The 1924-nt window shown below is 72.3% G+C and carries 2 protein-coding genes and 1 pseudogene; all 3 read right to left on the bottom strand.

Annotation, left to right across the window (positions count from 1 at the left end):
• Nucleotides 1-997, bottom strand: a 997-nt coding sequence (locus KBX53_RS31585; protein WP_210863424.1) for a PepSY domain-containing protein, incomplete at its 3' end; no start/stop codon positions are given.
• Between the two features lie 211 nt (nucleotides 998-1208).
• Entirely contained in the window at nucleotides 1209-1775 is a 567-nt protein-coding gene (locus tag KBX53_RS31580; RefSeq protein WP_210863422.1) for a copper resistance CopC family protein, read from the bottom strand.
• Nucleotides 1772-1924, bottom strand: a pseudogene (locus KBX53_RS31575) (Dyp-type peroxidase domain-containing protein); the annotation flags it as partial. The pseudogene KBX53_RS31575 and the gene KBX53_RS31580, both read right to left, overlap by 4 nt.

Here is a 1924-nt window from a genome sequence, read left to right as displayed (position 1 = left end):
GTGTGACGGTCCAGGCGGAACCCGGCTCCGGCGCGGGGGTGATCTCGACGGGACCGGAGAGGCCCGCGTCGCGAGCGACGCCCAGAACCCGGTCGAACGCCGCCGACTCGACGACCCCGCCAGCCCCGGCGGCACCGTGCTCGTGGCCCCCGCCGGTCTCGGCAGGGGCGGTGGGGCCGGCCGTGAGGCTGGTGGAGATCTCCGGGGTGCGGGCGTTCACCGCGTCGAGGCCGTCGGCGAAGTTCGCACCGGCGTAGCGGGACCACGTCAGACCGGTGACCGAGAGGAAGAGGAGACCGACGGTGAGCCAGATGCCGGTGGTGGCGTGCCACCCTCGGGTACGACGAACACCCTTACCCGTGGACAGGTCCGGCACGAGCAGATGCCGGGCTGCGGCTCGGGCGGCGCCGCGTCGACGCCACCAGAGGATGACCCCGCCGAGCGCCATCACCCACAGCCAGCTCGCGGCCAGCTCGGAGTAGTGCTCGCCGACCGTGCCCAGGTGCAGGTGGCGGTGCAGGTCGTCCAGCCAGGTGACGGCCGGCGTGGACCCGAACCAGGTGGTGAGCTGGCCCTGGGACTCGGCGGTGTACGGGTCGATGTAGACGGTGTGCTGCTTCTCGCCAAGCTCGGGCAGGGAGAACACCACCTTCGTGGTCCGGTCGCCGTCGCCGGGTTGCACGGTGGTGATGCTGCCGTCGGGGTGCGCGTTGCGGGCCGCCCCGATCTGTTCGGCCAGTGGCAGCTGACGCTCACCCACCTCGGCGACGGTGAGCTGGTTGCCGTAGAGGATCGTGTCGAGTTGCGGTGCTGTGGTGTAGGCCAGACCGGTCAGTGCGGCGACCACCAGGAACGGGGCGACGAGGATGCCGGCGTAGAAGTGCAGCCGCAGCAGCAGCGCACCGAACGGCGACGTGCGCCGGGCGGCTCGGGCCGGTTTCTCGGCGGTGATGGCGGGTTCCGGCTGCGGCGTGCCGGACAGTTCGGTGAGAGACATGGTGATCCGATCGGAAGAGTCGGGAGTCACCCGGTAGGTGTTTCCCGTGCTGGTCTGGTCGCCCGGTGAGGTGTCGCGTCGGCCCCTGACCGGTAGTCGGGGGAGAGACGCCGCTGGTTCCCGGAGACGTGCAAGGCCGGGCCGTTCGGTCCGGGCCGTGCGGTGCGCGTCGCTGCCGGTCCGCCCCACTGTGGAGCGGATCACCGTCTGATCAGCGCCGCACCGTCCGTCGCCACCGCAGCCCAACGGCCGTCACCAGGACGACGAGGGCCAGCGCGGCCCCCGCCACGAGCACACCGGCGCTCGGGCCGTCGTCGGACTCCGTGCCGGCGGCGGCCGGGGCGGTCGCTGACGCGCTGAGGTTGGCAACCGGCGCGGCGCTGGAGGTGGGATCTGCCACCGTGAACGGGTACGACCCCTGAACCGGGTGCCCGTCGACGGAGACGACCCGGTAGGCGACCGTGTAGGTCCCGTTCGGCAGGGTGTCGGTCACCTGAACCGTGCTCGTCGCCCCCGTGACCACCGGTTCGCCGGTGGGAAGCTTCCGCTTGGCGGCGTCGGTGAGCACGATCGTGGTGAAGGTGGGGTCGAGCCGCTGCATGAATTCCAGCGTGACCTCGGTCGGTGCGCTCGGCACTGTCGCGTCCCGGGCGGGTGTGGCCGCCCGGAGGGAGTTGTGCGCCCAGGCCGGGCCGGCCGGAATGAGCACCGCCACGACGACGGCGAGCACCGCCGCGCCGATCCGGACGGCGGTGGGGCGCGACGGCGACCCGGTCATCCGAGCACCTGCTCGCCGATCCAACCGCCCGGTGGGCATCCGGGTGGGATGGCGAAGACGGCGGACCCGATCGGCGTGGTCCACTCGTTGAGCAGGTCCCGGTCGGCCAGCCGGCGCTGGATGGGCAGGAACTGCCGGGTGATGTCGGC

This window comes from Micromonospora sp. M51, from assembly GCF_018070305.1.
GTDB classification, from domain to species: Bacteria; Actinomycetota; Actinomycetes; order Mycobacteriales; family Micromonosporaceae; genus Micromonospora; species Micromonospora parva.
This window is presented reverse-complemented; position numbering and strand designations above follow the sequence as displayed.

Bases quoted from the DNA above. Each gene is read 5' to 3' on its own strand.
- KBX53_RS31580 (WP_210863422.1), bottom strand. From the start codon at position 1,775: ATGACCGGGTCGCCGTCGCGCCCCACCGCCGTCCGGATCGGCGCGGCG.